The organism is Flavobacterium sp. B114r, assembly GCF_056824125.1.
Map to the genome: position 1 here is coordinate 3,808,387 of NZ_CP124858.1, position 16,057 is coordinate 3,824,443.

Genomic DNA, 16,057 nt, shown 5'->3' on the forward strand with positions numbered 1-16,057 from the left:
TCCTGTCTTTTCAATACCTAACAAAACCTAAGTCTAAACCTGTATAGGGAATGATGTAGTATTTTGACCGCGTTTTTTTTCTTTTTTCAACTACATTTTTAAGGCGTGGCGACTACTTTTTAAAACATGATACATTGTTTAGTTTATTGATAATGAGTATTTTGAGTGTTTTTGATTTCTACATTTTTATTTTACAATGCCGCATGCGTACTATATCGTTATAGTTTTACAACATCAAGGTTTATCACTATTAAAAATAAACCTGAAGTCGATAAATTATAAATAGATATGAAAAAAAAATTAGCAGCAGTGTTGTTTCTGGCAGCAGCATTTCAAATGAATGCCCAGCAGCAAAAAGATCAAAAAATGGAGGCGTTCGTCAGCGAATTGATGAACCGGATGACCTTAGAAGAAAAAATAGGACAAATGAACCTGCCTAGTGAGGGAGATATAATAACAGGATTGGGCAGCAATACCAATATTGCAGCAAAGATTCGTAAAGGTCTTGTAGGAGGAATGTTCAACATCAAGGGAGTTAAGAAAATCAAAGAGATTCAGAAAATTGCTGTTGAAGAAAGCAGAATGAAAATACCGCTGCTTTTTGGTATGGATGTTATTCATGGTTACGAAACCGTTTTTCCAATTCCTCTTGGATTGGCTTGTACCTGGGATATGAAAATTATAGAGGAATCTGCAAGAATTGCTGCCAAAGAAGCCAGTGCCGATGGTATTAGCTGGACATTTAGCCCTATGGTTGATATTGCCAGAGATCCAAGATGGGGACGTGTTTCTGAAGGAAGTGGTGAAGATCCGTACTTAGGCGGACAAATTGCAAAGGCAATGATCAGAGGATATCAGGGAAAGGATAATACATTTTCAGAAAAATTTAATATTCTGGCCTGCGTTAAACATTTTGCATTGTATGGAGCGGGAGAAGCCGGAAGAGATTACAACACTGCAGACATGAGCCATATTCGTATGTATAATGAATATTTTTATCCCTACAAAGCTGCAGTAGAGCAAGGAGTGGCAAGTGTTATGGCATCTTTTAATGTGGTAGATGCTGTTCCTGCCCATGCTAATAAATGGCTGTTGACCGATGTACTTCGTACACAATGGGGGTTTGATGGGTTTACAGTAGCTGATTATGGGGGAGTAGGTGAAATTGTGAATCACGGACTTGGCAATTTAAAAAACGTATCAGCCGCTGCACTCAATGCGGGACTGGATATGGATATGGTTTCAGAAGGATTCTTAAATACACTTCCTGCTTCAATAAAAGAAGGAAAGGTTGATGTTGCAAAAATAAATCAGGCTTGCAAACGTGTTCTTGAAGCCAAGTATAAATTGGGATTATTTAAAGATCCTTATAAGTTTTGTGATACTAAAAGAGCGCAGAAAGAAATATATACAAATGAAAACAGGGCAGCAGCGCGCAAAACGGCTTCTGAAAGTTTTGTTCTTTTAAAAAATCAAGGAAATATTCTGCCTTTATCCAAAGCAAAAACAATTGCAGTAGTTGGACCAATGGGAGACACAAAGTCAAATATGGTAGGTACCTGGAGTGTTGCCGCGAAACTTGATCAACCGCTTAGTCTGGTTGAAGGATTGCGCGAGACTGTGGGTAATAAAGCTACTGTTTTATATGCGAAAGGTTCTAATCTATTAAGTGATAAGGGAATGCAAAAAGATGCCACAATGTTTGGCAGAGACATTCCGTGGGACAACAGAACAGAAGATGAGCTTATTGCAGAGGCACTTAATGCGGCTTCAAAAGCAGATGTAATTATAGCAGCAATGGGTGAGTCGTCTGAAATGAGCGGAGAATCAAGCAGCCGCACAGATATTGGAATTCCAGCTGTACAAAAAAGAGTTTTGGAGAAACTTTTAGCGACAGGAAAACCGGTAGTGCTGGTTTTATTTGCCGGAAGACCTATGACACTTGTTTGGGAACAGGAAAATGTGCCTGCAATTTTGAATGTTTGGTTTGGCGGAAGCGAATCGGCCAAAGCGATAGGTGATGTACTTTTTGGTGATGTAAACCCGAGCGGAAAATTGGTATCGACTTTTCCAAGAAGTGTGGCTCAAATTCCACTTTATTATAATCATTTAAATACTGGAAGACCAGCATCTGATAAGGGCTTTGAGAAATTTAGGAGCAATTATATGGACGAAAAGAATGCTCCCTTGTATCCATTTGGTTTCGGATTAAGTTATACTACATTTCAATACAGTCCCATAACGTTGAGCGCAACTGAAATGAGCGCTGACGGAACACTTACAGCTTCAGTAAATGTAAAGAACACCGGAGTAAAGGATGGAGCAGAAACTGTACAGCTCTACATCAGAGATATGGAAGCCAGTATCTCAAGACCTGTAAAAGAGCTTAAAGGATTTGATAAAATTTTTCTTAAAGCCGGAGAGTCAAAAATAGTGAAGTTTATAATCACTCAGGAGATGCTTAAATTCTATAACAGCGCACTTGACTTTGTAAGCGAACCTGGTGAGTTTCAAATCATGATAGGAACCAGCAGTAATGATGTACAAACTGCTTCGATTACTTTAAAATAAAAAACCACAATCCGAAAAACTAAAAAACTATGTTATATAAATTATTTACTGCTTTTATAATGCTGTCCGTTTTGAATGTCACGGCCCAGAAGGCATTACCAATATATCTTGATGATTCAAAACCTGTAGAACAGCGTATTGAAGATGCGCTTTCGAAGATGACATTAGAAGAAAAAATTGCCATGGTGCATGCACAATCTAAATTTAGTTCTCCCGGAGTACCTCGTCTAGGAATTCCGGAGAATTGGATGACTGATGGTCCTCACGGAATTCGTCCTGAAGTAAAATGGGATGAATGGCAGCAGGCAGAATGGACTAATGATTCTTGTATTGCTTTTCCGGCTCTTACTGCATTATCTGCTACCTGGAATAGAAATATGTCGCTTTTGTATGGAAAAAGTCTTGGAGAAGAAGCACGTTACAGAAATAAAAATGTAATTCTGGGTCCCGGAATTAATATTTATCGCAGCCCTCTAAACGGAAGAAATTTCGAGTACATGGGCGAAGATCCTTTTCTTGCCGGCCAAATGGTTGTACCTTACATTCGCGGGGTTCAGTCAAATGGAGTAGCGGCTTGTGTGAAGCATTTTGCATTAAACAATCAGGAAACCAATCGCCATGGGGTAAATGTAATTGTAGATGACCGTGCACTTTATGAAATCTATCTTCCGGCTTTTAAAGCAGCCGTTCAGGAAGGAGATGTTTGGGCAGTTATGGGATCATACAATAAATACAAAGGATTGCAAGGATGTCATAATAATTTTTTGCTGCAGGATATCCTTAGAAAAGAGTGGTCTTTTGATGGCGCTGTAGTGGCAGACTGGGGAGGTGTTCACAATACCAAAGAATCTATTTATAATGGTCTTGATATGGAATTTGGAACCTGGACAGATGGCCTTACATGGGGTGCAAGTAATGCTTATGATAATTATTATCTGGCAAAACCTTATCTTGATTTGATAAAGTCCGGCGAAGTTGGTACTAAAGAACTTGATGAAAAAATTAGAAACATAATGCGTCTTATCTTCAGGACCAATATGGACAGGAACAGACCGTGGGGATCTTTTGGTACACCAGAACATGCCGCTGCAGCACGAAGTATTGCAGAAGAAGGGATTGTACTTTTGAAAAATAAGGGAGCAATATTGCCTCTGGATATAAAAAAATATAAAAAAATAGCGGTTATTGGAGAAAATGCTATCAAGATGATGACAGTAGGAGGAGGAAGCTCTTCGCTTAAAGCCAAATACGAGATTTCGCCTCTTAAAGGACTTCAGGCAAGAATTGGCAATGAAGCTCAGGTAACGTATGCAAGAGGATATGTAGGAGATGCCAGCGGAAATTATAATGGCGTAGTTTCCGGACAAAACCTTACAGAAAACCGAAGTGCCGAAGAACTTAAAAATGAAGCGCTGAAATTAGCAAAAGAAGCTGATGTAGTTCTATTTATGGGAGGTCTGAATAAAAGTGATTTCCAAGATAGTGAAGGCAATGATCGAAAAGAACTCGAACTTCCATATGGTCAGAATGAACTAATAAGTGCACTGGCAAAAGTCAATCCAAATTTAATTTATATCAATATTTCCGGTAATGCTGTAGCGATGCCTTGGGAGAAAGAGGTTCCGGCTATTGTTCAGGGATGGTTTCTTGGATCTGAATCTGGTACTGCTTTGGCGGCAGTATTGCTAGGTGATGTCAATCCATCAGGGAAACTAACATTTACTTTTCCCGTTGCATTAAAAGATAATGCTGCACACGCTTTTAACTCATATCCTGGTGGAGACGAGGTTACTTACAAAGAAAGTATTTTTGTGGGGTACAGATGGCATGAGAAAGAAAAAATAAAACCACTTTTCCCTTTTGGATACGGACTTAGTTATACTTCATTTCAATATAGCGACATAAAAGCTGACAAAATAAATATTACTCAGGATGATAAAATTTCTTTCTCTGTTAAGGTAAAAAATACAGGTAAACGTGATGGGGCAGAGGTTGTTCAGTTATACATTTCTGATATTAAGTCTTCACTACCAAGACCTGTAAAAGAACTTAAAGGTTTTGATAAAGTTTTTCTAAAAGCGGGTGAAGAAAAAACAATCACTTTCACGATCGAAAAAGACGCTTTGAGTTTTTTCAATGACAAAGAACATCAATGGATAGCAGAACCTGGAGATTTTCAGGCATTGATTGGAGCTTCATCAGCAGATATTAGAGCTAAAATTAATTTCCGTTTAAAATAATTCAATTAATATAAATCAAAAACAAAAAATAAATGGAAGTTATTTCTTCACAGGGAACCGTTTTCAAGGATTCTAAAAAACATTATGAGATTCTTGACGGGCTTCGGGGTGTAGCCGCTATTCTTGTGGTTGCCTTTCATATTCTTGAGGTTTTCTCAGGTGGCGATCATACTAAACAGCTTATCAATCACGGCTATCTTGCAGTTGATTTTTTCTTTCTTCTTTCTGGTTTTGTAATAGCACACGCTTATGATGACAGATGGAATACAATGTCTCTTACAGGATTTTTAAAAAGAAGACTCATACGTTTGCACCCCATGATAATTGTAGGGATGACACTCGGGGCAGTGTGTTTTTACTTTGCAGCCGGTGCAATGTTTCCCGCAATAGAAGGAACCCCTTTTTGGAAACTTATTTTGGTAATGGTGTTCGGTTGGTTTCTAATACCTGTACCTGGGTCATTAGATATTAGAGGTTGGTCAGAAATGTATCCTTTAAATGGCCCTGCATGGTCTTTGTTCTTTGAATATATTGCCAATATTTTTTATGCACTGATACTACGCAAGGTTTCAAATACAATAATGTGGATTTTGGTTGTTATTGCAGCAATTGCGTTGATACATTTAGCCGTATTTAGTCCGCATGGAGATATTATTGGAGGCTGGTCACTTGATTTTGAGCAATTGCGTATTGGATTTACCAGATTAGCTTTTCCTTTTCTGGCGGGAATACTGCTTCGAAGATTATTTAAATCCGGAAACATTAAAAATGCATTTTTATGGAGTAGTCTTCTTATTGTTGCAATTATGTCATTCCCAAGAGTAGGAGGTTCTGAACACTTATGGTGGAATGGTATTTATGATTCGCTTACAATTATAGTATTGTTTCCTTTAGTTGTATATATAGGTGCCAGCGGAAGTATTAAGAGTGCAGTATCAAAACGTTTGTGCAGTTTTCTGGGCGATATATCTTATCCTATCTACATTACGCACTTTCCAATTTTGTATGTATATTATGCATGGGTATCCAATAACAATATTCAATTAGAAAATTCGCTTGGAGTTGCGTTAGCAGTTTTGATATTCTGCATCATAATTTCTTATGTTTTTCTCAAATTATATGATATACCAGTTAGAAAATGGCTTTCAAAAAAACATCAATAATATATTATAATCCCTTGTTCAATGAGGTTGTCTGAAAAGACGACCTCTTTCTTTTATTATACTAGTAAATTTACAGAGTGTTTCTTGAAAAATGTAAATTTGGGCTAAAATGGTCTTCTATAAACTTTTCTAAAGCTTCTACGAGATCAAAAATGAGGTTAAAATTGCCCAAACGGATTTTAGCGATCCATTTAGAAAAGTTGTGAGCAATAGCAATCAGGCCAAATTCAGTATTTACTTTGGCTGTTTTGGTAAGTGTAAATCTTTTAAATCCTTTGTTTTGCTTGATGTTACCAAAAACCGGCTCTGGTTCAATACATCTTTTACTATAAATTTCCCTGCCCAATTCACTTTCTAAATTCTCTCTTGCCTTGAATTTCAGTCTTTGAAGATTGTGATTAATTTCTATCCGTCTGTTCCCCTTAGCTTTAAAGCATTGCCCCCGCAGAGGACATCCTGCGCAATTTAAAGCCTCATATACCGAATGATACTGTTCAAAACCAGTTGTAGTTTTTGATTTCTTAGTAAAGATACGAGGCATTTGCTGCCCCATTGGACAAACCAAAAAGTCTTGCTCATTATTATGAAACAGGTTTTGTGCGTGGAATAAATTGTTTTTATGCTTACGGGTCTCTTCGATACGGTACATGTTGTAGGGAACAAAAAAATCAATTTCTTTGTCTTCAAGGAGTTGATAATTTTCCTCACTTCCATAGCCCGCATCGGCTATAACTTTTGCAGATTGTTTGCCGTAGTTGCTTTTGAATCCTTCTAAGTGAGTCTTTAATGTGGTAAAATCAGTAGAAGTCTGGTGGGTGGAGTAATGTGTAATAATTTGATTTTCTGTAGAAATCTGAATATTATAACCCGCTTTTAATTGTCCGTTGCCCATATGATCTTCTTTCATGCGCATAAAAGTAGCATCGGTATCGGTTTTCGAATAACTGTTTCTATCCCCCAGAATTTCGAGATGTTTCTCATATTCTTTAAGTTTTACAAGCTGTTCTTTCTCGAGTTTTTGAAGTGATTTGTTCTGCTGTTTACTCAGCTTCTGCTTTTTTTCACTTTGGTTGATCTCGTGTATTTTTTCTTCTAATTTCTTACTATCTACCTTGGTATCAGTTTGGTTATCAGTATGCATAATGTCTGACTCGATAGCCTGACCAATATCTGCCAGAACAGCATCGATTTTTCCCTGAAGCCTGTCTTTATGTTTTTCAACTGCTTTCTTCCACACAAAGCTGTATTTATGTGCGTTGGCTTCTATTTTAGTACCATCAATAAATTGTCTCTCCAGGCTAATGAGCTCTAAATCTACCATCATCAGAACGACCTGGCTGAAAAGTTTTTCGATATTCCCTTTTAATTTTTTTCCTCTAAAGTCATTGATAGTTCTAAAATCCGGCTGAAGTCCTCCCGAGAGCCACATAAAATATATATTCTCCTTCACGGCTCTAGCCAGCTTTCGGCTGGAATAGGTATTATTGAGATATCCGTAAAACAATATTTTCAATAACATCTTAGGATGGTAGCTGGATCTTCCACCGCCTTTAAACTGTGATATAATCTCGGAAATTTCCAACTGTTCAACAACACTGTCTATTAATCGGGCAGAATGATTCTCTGGGATCAGATCATTTAAATTCAATGGAAAAAGATCTTGCTGGTGAACCGAATGAGGCTTAAAAACTGGCTGCATAATCATTGATTTTAGTACTTAAATATAAGAAAAATCAATGTGTAAAACAAAAAAAAACTGCCCGAAATTACTTTTCGGACAGCCTCATTTTTTATATGATTATTTTATACTTAAAAAAATTATACAATTTTAATCCCGCTATTTCTGTACGAATTTAATTTAGAATCAGTACTGGGAAGTTCTGTGATTAATACCGCTACTTCATCCATAGAACAAATTCGAAAAGTCTCTGATGTATTTAGTTTTTCTTCCACAGCAAGAGCCAGCGTTTTTTTTGCAAATTTATGCATGGCTGTTTTTACATCAGCATCACCAGGAAAAGTTGCAGTAACACCAAATGTACTGTCAATTGCGCAGGTTCCCAGAAAATAGCTGTCTGCAATATAAGTACTGATTTCATTACAGGCTTTTGCACCTTCGGTAGTATGAGTTTGAGTATTATATAAACCTCCTAAAAGTATGAGTTTTATATTTTTATGGTTTTCTAAGACCGGAATAAGTGATGTATTATTGGTTATAATAGTAAGTTTTGATTTAATGGGCAGTTTTGCCGCAATACTGCAGTTGGTAGTTCCTCCATCCATAAATATGGTTTGGCCATCCTCAATAAACTGCTGTGCTTTTAATGCAATAACTTCTTTCTTGCCTGTTACATAAGCAGCTCTGTCTACAAAACTCAAAGGGTTTTTGATCACCGGAATAGCGCCTCCGCGAACCTTAGAAAGAAGCCCGTTATTATGCAGTGCTTCAATATCTCTGCGAATCGTATCTTCAGAGACTTCCAATAATATTGCGAGAGCATCAAAGTGAACCCTGCCATCTTTTGAGAGTGTTTCCAGAATCTTTGCAAAACGTTCTTCTTTCAACATAAATGATAATATATGACTGCAAAGATACATTTTTTACCTAAACGATATATTCTATAGAAAGCCCTGTATACCGATCAGATTGATACAGTAGTGCAATAAAATATCTCTTTGGTATAACGTATGCTTTGTACGATTCTTTTTTTAAGTTATCTTCGCCTCTTATATATTTTTGAGTACATATTTACTCAGTTAAAATTCTAATTTGTGAAAAAAAACCATGAAGACGTAGAAGAGAATCAGCTTAAACGTGGGCTGACTAACCGTCACATTCAGTTAATTGCCTTAGGCGGATCAATAGGAACAGGTCTTTTTCTGGGCATTGGTCCAGCGGCTGTATTAGCAGGGCCATCTGTTATTTTAGGATATGCTGTTGCCGGAATTATCGCTTTTTTTATTATGAGACAACTTGGCGAAATGGTTGTCGAAGAGCCTGTATCAGGAAGCTTTAGTCACTTTGCCTATAAATATTGTGGTTCTTTTGCAGGTTTTGCATCTGGTTGGAATTATTGGATATTATATATTTTAGTTTCTATGGCTGAGCTTACAGCCATTGGTGTTTATGTACAGTTTTGGTGGCCTGAAATTCCGCTTTGGGCATCCAGTTTATTTTTCTTCCTGATTGTTAATGCTTTAAATTTTGCCTCGGTAAAAGTGTACGGAGAAACTGAATTTTGGTTTTCGATCATAAAAGTGGTTGCAATTATTGCAATGATCCTCTTTGGTACTTACTTGCTAATAAGTGGTACAGGAGGTGAACACGCTACAATTCATAATTTATATAACGATGGAGGATTTTTTCCTAAAGGTTTCTTCGAAAAAACTACAACTGGTAATTTTCAGGGTTTATTAGCTGCAATGGCGCTAATTATGTTTTCCTTTGGTGGTTTAGAACTAATTGGTATTACAGCTGCCGAAGCAGAAAACCCGGAAAAAAACATTCCAAAAGCAACCAATCAGGTCATCTATAGAATCCTTATCTTTTATGTTGGTGCATTGGTAATTTTATTTGCTTTGTCGCCATGGCAACTAATTACAACAGATAGTAGTCCGTTTGTAATGGTTTTTCAAAACTTAAACGGAATGGAATTTGAGTTGTTTGGCAAAAAAATATTTTTCACAAGCCTTATTGCTAATGTGCTTAATTTAATTGTATTAACTGCAGCTTTATCAGTTTATAATAGTAGCGTATACAGCAACTCCCGTATGTTATATGGTTTAGCAGATCAGGGCAATGCGCCTAAGTTTTTAATGAAGCTAAACAAACAATCAGTACCAATTAATGCCATTTTAATATCTTCCTGTTTTGCAGCGATTTGTATTTTAATAAATAAGATAATTCCAAAAGAGGCTTTTAGTATTTTAATGTCTTTAGTAGTGTCTTGTCTAGTTATTAACTGGGTTATGATTTCTTATACGCATCTAAAATTTAGGCGCGCGAAAGACAAGGAAAACACAAAAACTAAATTTCCTTCGATATTTTATCCACTAAGTAATTACATCTGTTTCCTGTTTTTGTTGGGTATTTTATGCATCATGTGGATCACTAATATGAAGTTATCCGTAGAATTAATTCCTATTTGGCTGGGTATTCTTTTTGTATGTTATAAAGTTTTAAAAACAAAAAAATAACTGGATTTTACTGCATCGTTCTATTTTATAACCCGTTGCGTGTAATTAATTCAAGTTGCTGTTTGTTTGGTATCAAGAGCAAATGTTTTGGAGAAAACGAATTTTTAACGCAGATTTTGATGATTATGCAGATTTAATTTTGATTATAAATAAATCCGCGTACATATCTAAAATCTTTTAAAATCTGCTTGAAACAAAACTAAGCTCTTCTAAATTTGAAGGTTTTCAGCTTATTAAATCCGCAACTTGAATTAATAAAAAATCGTTTAACACATAGAAATATAGAATATAACTTCTCGAAAAAAGGCTTTTTACTTAGTTAAAATACATCGCGAAGCTTCGGGGAAATGGCACTAAGTTATCGAATTAGTAAATAGATAAATAAGTAACCACAAAGTTTGTCATCTCGATGCTGGAGAGATCACACTAGTATTTTAGTTCAAATATTTGCTAATCTTGGTCGAGTTCTTATGTGATCTCTCCTGCGTCGAGATGATAAGATTACAGATTCTGATAGCGTTACTGATACAACAAGTTAATCCACATTCAAAAAACGCTTAATTTAATGACATTGAGCTTCGGGACTTGCTATGTGAGAGAAATGGGTTTCTATGTGTTTAAAAAATAATTTACAATTAATCGTTTATTACATAATTTTGTAAAACATGAAGCAAGTCGCTTCTTACTATTATACTATGAGCAATACATTTTCTGACAACAGCCAAATAGGAGTGGTAGCTACTTTCTCTGATCTTATACATACCAGTTTCAAGGAAGAAATGAATGCACTGTGTTGGTTCAGAAATTTAGATGGCGATTTTAATGAGATTGTATCTCAATTATCATTAAAAGAAAACATAACCGAAGTTTTTCCTGAAGATCTACTCGCACTAAAACTATCAGAAAAGGGAAATATTGCAAGGGAAACAATCCTAAATGATGTACAATTATTAACTGATTTTGGTGCTTCTCCGGCTCTTAATTTATTGAAGTGTTATGATCGTGATGATGAATTTGATTTCATCTCGACAGATGTGTATTCGTTTCATGTTGATCGTTCGCCCATTGCAACAGATGCTTTTTTATGTACGTATCACGGAGCGGCAAGTGATATTATTGCTAATTCGCAAGCCGAGCAAAAAATCCTGATTCCGGAAATCCGAGCCAAGCTAAAAGACCTGCATGAAGGACCAGAAGAAGAATTCGAAGACTTTCTGAAGGAAAATTATTTTGATTTGCATTATCAGGTAAATCCCGATGCAAAACCTGTTAATCTAGGATTAGGACATCTGTGGCGCCTTGCCGTAGATCATCCAAAACAACAAGTATTGCCTTGTATTCATAGAGCACCAATAGAAAATGAAGGCGAATATAGGTTGTTGCTGATTTGTTGAGTGTAAAGAAGTTAATCTAGTTGCAGATAACTTTGTTATTTACCAAAATTAGCCCTTTTAAACTTATTGTACTTTCATCAGAACTTGAATTTAAAAAGATATACCCCTCGTTATTCAAAAGTAGTAAAGCATCTAATACTCTTGCTTGTTTTTCCTTCTCATGAGATATAGTGTCTCTCGCTGGCGTATAAGCATTAAAAACAGTAGTTAAGAGACTTGTCAGTTCTTCTAAAGTGCAACTCATGCCATATCTTTCGGCAAGCACCTGCAAAATTTTTATAAGAAATATTGGTAATGTTTCCATGACAGCAGCTTTTACTTATATATACGAAAACAGACTCAAAATAGATTTTGTAAAAGATTTAAATTGTTATAAGTGTTTGATTAATAATATTTACTAATTGATCTCCCGCTGTGCGAATAATTTTCATGAGAAGCTGTGCAAATGTTTGTGACTTTGCGCAATTTTTTTGTTCCTTAGAAATTATAAACCTGATAGAAGTCTCTCGACTCTTTATCAGATGAACAAAAAGAATTCTGTTTTATGGAAAGTCGTAATTTTTATGTTTTTTTTTGCGTAGTATTGTTAAATATTATTTTACATTATGTAGCGCATATCCTCGCTGGCGCGAGCGCAATGTCATTAAGTTAAGCTTTTTTAAGGACAATTATGGCTAAAAAAATTCGCGCAAAGTCGCAAAGAAAACGGATGTAAACTTGGCGGCTTTGCGACTTTGCGCGAGATCAATTAGACAAAAGCATTATAGATTTTCCTTAACTTAATGACATTGCGCTCGCGCCAGCGTGGGAAAATTATTTCGACTTGCATTATCAGGTTTATCCGGATACAGCGCCTGTTAATTTAGGGTTGGGCCATCTTTGGCGACTGGCTGTAGATCATCCAAAACAGCAAGTATTGCCATGTATTCACAGAGCGCCAATAGAAAATGAAGGCGAATATAGATTGCTGCTGATTTGTTAAGGAATTTTTCGCAAGATTAACTTAGCAGAACATACAAATCACTCATATTAGAATAGTGTATAAAGTTTGAATTAGATAATAATTATATAGCTATAAAATCAATACTTTTATAAAAAAATATTCGATAATCTAATCAATTCCACATAAAAAAAACAACCGTTTAAAACTATGAAAAATAGATTCCTTTTAATTCTTTTATTATCCTCTATCTTTTGCCTGGCTCAGAGCTCACAAGCAGAAACCATTAATATTAAAACCTTAATCGATAGTGCAGCAAATAGAATGATTAAAAAACCTTTAATTCATTCTACTTCAATCGCAATAGTTTATCAGGGAAAAGAATTCATAGGTCATTATGGAGAATTAGAAGAAGGAAAAAATAATTGCCCTGATAATGAAACAATTTATGAAATAGGTTCTTTAAGTAAAACATTTGCAGGAACACTTGCAGCAAAAGCAGTCTGCGAAAAGAAATTGAATATTGCAGATGAAGTCCAGAAGTATTTACCGGAAAATTATCCAAATCTAAAGTATGGAAAACAGCCTATTCTTATAAAACACTTGCTTTCACATACAAGCGGATTTTCAAATATGCTGCCATTTGAAGCAAATATAATTCTGCAGAATTTCATAAATCACGATACTCCTGCAAAAATCAATGAACTTTATAAAAACTATGAACAAAAAGATTTTTTAAGAGATCTTCATAAAGTCAAAATTGATACCGTTCCAGGGTATAAATATTCTTATTCGAGTGCAGGCAGCGAACTTATAGCTTTTATTTTAGAGAAAGTTTATAAAAAAAAGTATGAAAAACTATTAACAGATTACTTGACTAAAAACATTGCAATGCAGAACACAAAAATCACCCTTTCTAATCAGGAAGCCAAAAAGCTTGCAGTAGGTTATCACAGTGATAATAGTGTAATCACGCCGCCAATGCCGAAACTGCCTTGGGGGGGCATCCGGTAATATGAAATCAATAATACCAGATATGGTTAAGTATATTAAGTTTCAGTTGAAAAATAATGAAATCGTTGCTGAATCACATAAAACAATTGTAAAATTTGACAATGAGTTTAGTATTGGTTATTTTTGGAATATCGCTACAGATGATAAAAAGTTGGGCACTTTTTATATACATCACGGTGGAGTGCCACGTTCTCAATGTTATATTTATATAGTTCCAAAATACGATCTAGGTGCGTTTATTATTACTAATCAAAGTGGCACGGATACAGCCAAAGTTATGGAAGATGCACTAAATGAAATATTCGAAAAAATAACAATACTTTAAAAAAGGGACTAAAATTGTTACTGTCTTAAGCCATAATAGATTAAAACTTTTTGTTTCAATGTAGTTGTAACCCACGAAGAATCTTTTTATGCTATTTAACCACTTAAGCAGAAAATTAAACTATAAATTATGACAATGAAATATTTAACCATTATTTTATTTTTTGCATTACTCGGGTGTAAAAGTCCTCAGCAAATCAATAAACAAAATGTTGAAAACGCGATTACAAAAAATGCTCTTCAATTATTAGAAGACAAAAGATTTCATTCGGTTTCGGTTGTAGTGTTTAAAGATGGAGAATCTACAATAAAACATTTTGGAGAATTAACTATTGAACAAGGAAACAAACCAAACGATTCTACACTTTATGAATTAGCTTCTGTAACCAAAACTTTTACAGGTTATGTAGCCGCTAAAGCAGTACTTGATAAAAAAATAAATTTAGATGATGATATTAGAATCTATCTTGACGAACCTTATCCCAATTTAGAATTTAAGGGCGAACCTATTAAAATCAAACACCTCATTACACATACAAGTGGATTCCCTAATTTTCCTATAAAAAGTGAAAATAAAAAGGCCTTTTTTGAAGGATTAAAACTAATCAAAATCGAAACGAAACCGGGAGAAATATATTCCTATTCAAACACAGCTCCGGAGTTGACAGCTTATATACTTGAAAAAGTGTATGAAAAACCTTTTGAAGAATTGGTAATTGAATTTGTTTTGAAGCCAAATAAAATGAACCAAACTAAGTTTACACTAAATGAAAATGATAAAACAAAATTGGTAAAAGGCTATAACGATAAAAATGAGTTAATGCCTAATTTCAATAGAACTTTATGGGGTGGAATTTCAGGATTGCACTCTACAACTACAGATTTAGTGAAATATATGAAATTGCAACTTGACAAGTCAAATCCTGTTGTAAAAGAATCTCATAAAAAATTATATAAAGAAGGTTCTGATTTTTGGGAAGGCTATCATTGGTATATAATAGAAAATGATAACGAATTAATTTACAGACATCACGGAGGTATATACGGAATGCAGAATTGGTTTGTGATTTATCCTAAACAAAATATGGGGATATCGATATTGACAAACACGAGCTTTAATGAAACAGGAGAAATTTTAGAAAAAGTAGTTGATAACTTGTATGATGATATAAACAGGAATAACAAATAAAGCCGATCATCGATGAGTTCTTGTAGAAAGCTGTTGCTAATATCTTCTGACTTCGCGTCCAAAGTCAAAAAGAACATATAAAAATCCCATTTCGTTAGAAATGGGATTTTGATTTTGTGAACTCGAAAGTATAAGTTTTACCTATCGAATAGCAAACCTTAACTTAAGACCATAAGAAACCAATGTCATTTTATTTGTATTGGCAGCATTAAGAACGGTATTGTATTGCAATTTCACAGGTAAAATTTCGTTGTTATATTGAATAATGTTCTGATCTTTTTTATCATAAATATTATTCAGTCCATAATCAAAATAAGCACCAAGATATAAAGCACTTTTTTTGCCAATAAGCTGTTTTACACCAGTTTCAAAGGTAGCGGAGTAAGATATTTTGGTATCAAGATCCTGTTTGTTTTCTTTGACATTGTCTGCGCTTGCAAATCCTGCAAATGCAGGAGTGGGTAATTCGATATTATATTGCGGATAATAACCTGTTGTAGTAAGATTACCAATTTTAGCTTCATAAGATCCGCTGGCTGCAAATCCTATTTTGGCGCCGGCAGCAAGGTATAGTTTTGTCGTTCCTGGAGTTTCGAATTGAATTGCAATGGGAATATTAATATAGGCTATTTTTTGTTCCTCTCTCAAGTCTGTTGCTCTGTATTTAAATTCAAATGATTCATCTTCAATATCAGTAGTTGTATATTGACCTGAAACAGATTCAAAAGAAACGGCAGATTTATACAATTGATATTCGGCACCAATGCCAAGACTCAATCCTTCATTTAAATAATAAGAATAACGTATTCCTGCACTAAATCCATTTCCCGGGGTTAGTTGCCCTGCAGGTAAATCGTACTGCATAAAAGAAGATACGCCACCAAGTACAAAAGAAAATTCATGTTTTCTTTCCTGACTATAACTACTAAGGCTTAGCCCTAAAAATGTTACAATAAAAGGTATAGATGCTATAGAATTGGTTATATGTTTTTTCATCTTTAATTTTATTTAATGCCAGTATTATT

General features: G+C 35.0%; 12 protein-coding genes and 1 pseudogene. 9 read left to right on the forward strand and 4 right to left on the reverse strand.

Features of this window, described 5'->3' with window-relative positions; translation table 11 throughout:
* Window positions 1-288 precede the first annotated feature (288 nt).
* From bglX to QLQ94_RS16160, 3 genes are read left to right on the forward strand one after another with little or no spacing between them, the layout of a single operon-like run.
* Complete coding sequence (gene bglX / locus QLQ94_RS16150; protein ID WP_482497811.1) at window positions 289-2,571, forward strand: beta-glucosidase BglX; 2,283 nt, start codon at window positions 289-291, stop codon at window positions 2,569-2,571.
* Between the two features lie 29 nt (window positions 2,572-2,600).
* The gene (locus QLQ94_RS16155) at window positions 2,601-4,811 is read left to right on the forward strand and encodes a glycoside hydrolase family 3 C-terminal domain-containing protein (protein ID WP_482497813.1); all 2,211 of its coding nucleotides are present in this window, start codon (window positions 2,601-2,603) and stop codon (window positions 4,809-4,811) included.
* 32 nt (window positions 4,812-4,843) lie between these two features.
* Entirely contained in the window at window positions 4,844-5,974 is a 1,131-nt protein-coding gene (locus QLQ94_RS16160; RefSeq protein WP_271337295.1) for an acyltransferase family protein, read from the forward strand.
* A 70-nt stretch (window positions 5,975-6,044) separates the two neighbouring features.
* Here QLQ94_RS16160 and QLQ94_RS16165 read toward each other — a convergent pair whose 3' ends face one another.
* Complete coding sequence (locus tag QLQ94_RS16165; RefSeq protein WP_072959494.1) at window positions 6,045-7,679, reverse strand: IS1182 family transposase; 1,635 nt, start codon at window positions 7,677-7,679, stop codon at window positions 6,045-6,047.
* Window positions 7,680-7,792: 113 nt separating this feature from the next.
* The gene (locus QLQ94_RS16170) at window positions 7,793-8,542 is read right to left on the reverse strand and encodes a DeoR/GlpR family DNA-binding transcription regulator (protein WP_427402877.1); all 750 of its coding nucleotides are present in this window, start codon (window positions 8,540-8,542) and stop codon (window positions 7,793-7,795) included.
* A gap of 204 nt (window positions 8,543-8,746) precedes the next feature.
* On the opposite strand from QLQ94_RS16170, the gene QLQ94_RS16175 reads away from it, so the two are divergent.
* Both QLQ94_RS16175 and QLQ94_RS16180 read left to right on the forward strand, forming a co-directional pair.
* Window positions 8,747-10,171 carry an amino acid permease gene (locus tag QLQ94_RS16175; RefSeq protein ID WP_271338432.1) on the forward strand — a complete coding sequence of 475 codons (1,425 nt, stop codon included), beginning with the start codon at window positions 8,747-8,749 and terminating at the stop codon, window positions 10,169-10,171.
* Window positions 10,172-10,866: 695 nt separating this feature from the next.
* Window positions 10,867-11,565: a DUF1826 domain-containing protein gene (locus QLQ94_RS16180; RefSeq protein ID WP_482499985.1), complete on the forward strand. Its 699-nt coding sequence runs from the start codon at window positions 10,867-10,869 to the stop codon at window positions 11,563-11,565.
* Window positions 11,566-11,581: 16 nt separating this feature from the next.
* On the opposite strand, the gene QLQ94_RS16185 is transcribed toward QLQ94_RS16180, so the two are convergent.
* Entirely contained in the window at window positions 11,582-11,869 is a 288-nt protein-coding gene (locus QLQ94_RS16185; protein WP_271338431.1) for a hypothetical protein, read from the reverse strand.
* A gap of 504 nt (window positions 11,870-12,373) precedes the next feature.
* On the opposite strand from QLQ94_RS16185, the pseudogene QLQ94_RS16190 reads away from it, so the two are divergent.
* The 4 genes and pseudogenes from QLQ94_RS16190 to QLQ94_RS16205 all read left to right on the forward strand — a co-directional run.
* Window positions 12,374-12,547: pseudogene (locus QLQ94_RS16190) on the forward strand (DUF1826 domain-containing protein); the annotation flags it as partial.
* A gap of 168 nt (window positions 12,548-12,715) precedes the next feature.
* Window positions 12,716-13,519 (forward strand): serine hydrolase domain-containing protein, encoded by an 804-nt coding sequence (locus tag QLQ94_RS16195; protein WP_271338430.1) that lies wholly within the window; start codon window positions 12,716-12,718, stop codon window positions 13,517-13,519.
* A 1-nt stretch (window position 13,520) separates the two neighbouring features.
* Window positions 13,521-13,844: a hypothetical protein gene (locus tag QLQ94_RS16200; protein ID WP_271338429.1), complete on the forward strand. Its 324-nt coding sequence runs from the start codon at window positions 13,521-13,523 to the stop codon at window positions 13,842-13,844.
* Window positions 13,845-13,979: 135 nt separating this feature from the next.
* On the forward strand, window positions 13,980-15,032 hold the full coding sequence (locus QLQ94_RS16205) for a serine hydrolase domain-containing protein (RefSeq protein ID WP_482497816.1): 1,053 nt from the start codon (window positions 13,980-13,982) through the stop codon (window positions 15,030-15,032).
* A gap of 141 nt (window positions 15,033-15,173) precedes the next feature.
* Here QLQ94_RS16205 and QLQ94_RS16210 read toward each other — a convergent pair whose 3' ends face one another.
* On the reverse strand, window positions 15,174-16,028 hold the full coding sequence (locus tag QLQ94_RS16210; RefSeq protein WP_271338427.1) for an outer membrane beta-barrel protein: 855 nt from the start codon (window positions 16,026-16,028) through the stop codon (window positions 15,174-15,176).
* Window positions 16,029-16,057 lie beyond the last annotated feature (29 nt).

Excerpts from the sequence above, each read along its gene's own strand:
- QLQ94_RS16165 (WP_072959494.1), bottom strand. The coding sequence starts at position 7,679 with ATGATTATGCAGCCAGTTTTTAAGCCTCATTCGGTTCACCAGCAAGAT.
- QLQ94_RS16200 (WP_271338429.1), top strand. The coding sequence starts at position 13,521 with ATGAAATCAATAATACCAGATATGGTTAAGTATATTAAGTTTCAGTTG.
- QLQ94_RS16170 (WP_427402877.1), bottom strand. The coding sequence starts at position 8,542 with ATGTTGAAAGAAGAACGTTTTGCAAAGATTCTGGAAACACTCTCAAAA.
- QLQ94_RS16180 (WP_482499985.1), top strand. The coding sequence starts at position 10,867 with ATGAGCAATACATTTTCTGACAACAGCCAAATAGGAGTGGTAGCTACT.
- QLQ94_RS16210 (WP_271338427.1), bottom strand. The coding sequence starts at position 16,028 with ATGAAAAAACATATAACCAATTCTATAGCATCTATACCTTTTATTGTA.
- QLQ94_RS16195 (WP_271338430.1), top strand. The coding sequence starts at position 12,716 with ATGAAAAATAGATTCCTTTTAATTCTTTTATTATCCTCTATCTTTTGC.
- QLQ94_RS16205 (WP_482497816.1), top strand. The coding sequence starts at position 13,980 with ATGAAATATTTAACCATTATTTTATTTTTTGCATTACTCGGGTGTAAA.
- QLQ94_RS16155 (WP_482497813.1), top strand. The coding sequence starts at position 2,601 with ATGTTATATAAATTATTTACTGCTTTTATAATGCTGTCCGTTTTGAAT.
- QLQ94_RS16160 (WP_271337295.1), top strand. The coding sequence starts at position 4,844 with ATGGAAGTTATTTCTTCACAGGGAACCGTTTTCAAGGATTCTAAAAAA.
- bglX (WP_482497811.1), top strand. The coding sequence starts at position 289 with ATGAAAAAAAAATTAGCAGCAGTGTTGTTTCTGGCAGCAGCATTTCAA.
- QLQ94_RS16185 (WP_271338431.1), bottom strand. The coding sequence starts at position 11,869 with ATGGAAACATTACCAATATTTCTTATAAAAATTTTGCAGGTGCTTGCC.